Origin of the sequence: uncultured Nevskia sp., assembly GCF_903885465.1 — a bacterium.
Taxonomy (GTDB): Bacteria; Pseudomonadota; Gammaproteobacteria; order Nevskiales; family Nevskiaceae; genus Nevskia.
The window spans coordinates 1-2,470 of sequence record NZ_CAISIQ010000148.1 but is presented as its reverse complement, the minus strand read 5'-3'; the positions used below and the strand labels follow the sequence as shown (position 1 = coordinate 2,470).

The following is a 2,470-nucleotide window of genomic DNA, read 5'->3' as shown; positions in this document are numbered from 1 at the left end:
TGCGATCCCGCGCGGCAAGGTCAAGAAGGGCGAAGTGCACGACGCCGTCGTGGTTCGTACCAAGAAGGGCGTGCGCCGTCCGGATGGCTCGACCATCCGCTTCGACACCAACGCGGCGGTGCTGCTGACCACCAAGCTGGAACCGATCGGTACCCGTATTTTCGGACCGGTGACCCGTGAGCTGCGCGAACGTTTCATGCGCATCATTTCGCTGGCCCCCGAAGTCCTCTGAAGTCGTAGAGAAAATCATGCGCAAGATCAAAAAAGGCGACGAAATCATCGTCATCACTGGCAAGGACAAGGGCCGTCGCGGCACTGTGTCCGTCGTCCAGGATGACGGCAAGATCATTGTTGAAGGCCTGAACCTGGCCAAGAAGCATCAGAAGGGCAACCCGCAGGCTGGCATCAGCGGCGGCATCGTCGAGAAGGAAATGCCGCTCGACGCGTCCAACGTGATGCTGTTCACCGCGAAGACCGGCAAGGGCGATCGCGTGGGTTTCAAGTTCCTCGGCGAAGGCGAAGCCCGTCGCAAGGTGCGTTACTTCAAGTCGAACCAGGATGTTCTGGACGCTTGAGTCCGGGGCACTGCGTCAGTATTTGGTATTGAGAACAGGTCATGGCCGCTAATTTGCAGACGTACTACCAGAACACTGTTGCGCCGGCGCTTCGCGAGAAGCTCCAGTGCAACGTGATGGCGATTCCGAAGATCACCAAGATCACCCTGAACATGGGCGTGGGCGAGGCGACTTCCGACAAGAAAGTCATCGAACACGCCGTTGCGAACATGGTCGCGATTGCCGGCCAGAAGCCGGTGGTCACCAAGACCCGCATCTCGATCGCCGCGTTCAAGGTTCGCGAGAACTATCCGGTCGGCGTGAAGGTCACGCTGCGCAGCCAGCAGATGTACGAGTTCCTCGAGCGTCTGATCGCGATCGCGCTGCCGCGTATCCGTGACTTCCTTGGTCTGAAGGCGACTGGCTTTGACGGCCAGGGCAACTACAACTTCGGCATCACCGAACAGATCATTTTCCCGGAAATCGACTACGACAAGGTCGACGCCATCCGCGGCATGAACATCACGATCACCACCACCGCGAAGAACGACGAGGAAGGCCGTGCCCTTCTCGACGCTTTCAGCTTCCCGTTCCGCAAGTAAGACGAGTCTGATCCATGGCCAAGACCAATATGCTGGAGCGCGAGAAGAACCGCGCCGAACTCGTCAAGAAATTTGCCAAGAAGCGCAATGCGCTGAAGGCGACGATTGTTGACCCGACTGCCTCGTATGACGAGCGCATGGCGGCTGTCGACAGTCTGCAAAAGCTGCCGCGCGATTCGAGCCCGACTCGCCAGCGCAACCGTTGCAACGTGACTGGTCGTTCGCGCGGTGTCTACCGCAAGTTCGGTCTTTCGCGCACCAAGCTTCGCGAAGCAGCAACGCGCGGCGAAATCCCTGGCTTGAAAAAGGCCAGCTGGTAAGCACTTTCTGAAACCAGTTGTCGGCGAGGCACCACAACGCTGAAAAGCAATGTGGTGGACCACCGGCCAACCCCCTGGACATCATTCAATGAGCATCAACGATCCAATCGGCGATTTTCTGACCCGCATCCGCAACGGTCAGTCCGCCCGAAAGAAGTTCATCACGTCGCCGTCGTCGAAGCAGCGCGAAGCCATCGCGGCCGTGCTGAAAGACGAGGGTTACATCGGCGAATATTCGGTCACGACCGAAGGCCAGAAGAAGACGATCAACGTTACCCTGAAGTACTTCCAGGGCAAGCCGGTCATCGAGCGTCTGGATCGCATCAGCAAGCCGTCCCTGCGCATCTACAAGGCGAGCGATGAGCTGCCGCGCGTGCTGGCCGGTTTGGGTGTGGCGATCATTTCGACGTCCCAGGGCATGCTCAGCGACCGCAAGGCTCGGGCTGCTGGTCAGGGCGGCGAAGTCGTCTGCATCGTCGCTTAAAGAGGAAGATCGAACATGTCTCGTGTCGCAAAAATGCCGGTCATCATTCCGGCAGGTGTCGAGTTCAAGAGCTCGGCCTCGGAGTTGAGCGTGAAGGGTGCCAAGGCAACCCTGTCGCTGCCGCTGCCGAAGGAAGTGCAGGTTGAGCTCAACAATGGTGTCGTCACCATTGCCGAGGCTTCGATCAAGTCGTCGCCGGCAATGTCTGGTACTGTGCGCGCCCTGCTGGCGAGCATGGTCCTCGGCGTCACCAAGGGTTACGAGAAGAAGCTGATTCTGGTCGGCGTCGGCTATCGCGCCACGCTGACCGGCAAGAAGCTGAATCTGGCGGTTGGTCTGTCGCATCCGGTTGATTTCATGGTGCCGGATGGCATCACGATCACCGTGCCGACGCAGACCGAAGTGCTGATCCAGGGTGCCGACAAGCACATGGTCGGCCAGGTCGCCGCGAAGCTGCGCAGCTATCGTCCGCCAGAGCCTTACAAGGGCAAGGGCGTTCGCTACTCGGAC

6 protein-coding genes are annotated in these 2,470 nt (G+C 59.3%); all 6 read left to right on the top strand.

The window, feature by feature from the left end:
• The coding region (locus QZY06_RS05505; RefSeq protein ID WP_295681324.1) for an uL14 family ribosomal protein at positions 1–232 on the top strand (232 nt) is incomplete at its 5' end.
• 16 nt (positions 233–248) lie between these two features.
• Positions 249–575, top strand: coding sequence for a 50S ribosomal protein L24 (rplX, locus tag QZY06_RS05500; RefSeq protein ID WP_367275571.1), 327 nt, complete (start codon positions 249–251; stop codon positions 573–575).
• A 41-nt stretch (positions 576–616) separates the two neighbouring features.
• Entirely contained in the window at positions 617–1,156 is a 540-nt protein-coding gene (gene rplE / locus QZY06_RS05495) for a 50S ribosomal protein L5 (RefSeq protein WP_295681316.1), read from the top strand.
• 14 nt (positions 1,157–1,170) lie between these two features.
• A complete protein-coding gene (gene rpsN / locus QZY06_RS05490) occupies positions 1,171–1,476 on the top strand; it encodes a 30S ribosomal protein S14 (protein WP_022978602.1) in 306 nt (101 codons plus the stop codon).
• Between the two features lie 88 nt (positions 1,477–1,564).
• Entirely contained in the window at positions 1,565–1,960 is a 396-nt protein-coding gene (gene rpsH / locus QZY06_RS05485) for a 30S ribosomal protein S8 (RefSeq protein WP_293390685.1), read from the top strand.
• A 15-nt stretch (positions 1,961–1,975) separates the two neighbouring features.
• On the top strand, positions 1,976–2,470 hold a 495-nt coding region (gene rplF, locus QZY06_RS05480), incomplete at its 3' end, for a 50S ribosomal protein L6 (protein ID WP_295681304.1).

Coding starts and splice junctions, on each gene's coding strand:
- rplX (WP_367275571.1), top strand. CDS start 249: ATGCGCAAGATCAAAAAAGGCGACGAAATCATCGTCATCACTGGCAAG.
- rplE (WP_295681316.1), top strand. CDS start 617: ATGGCCGCTAATTTGCAGACGTACTACCAGAACACTGTTGCGCCGGCG.
- rpsN (WP_022978602.1), top strand. CDS start 1,171: ATGGCCAAGACCAATATGCTGGAGCGCGAGAAGAACCGCGCCGAACTC.
- rpsH (WP_293390685.1), top strand. CDS start 1,565: ATGAGCATCAACGATCCAATCGGCGATTTTCTGACCCGCATCCGCAAC.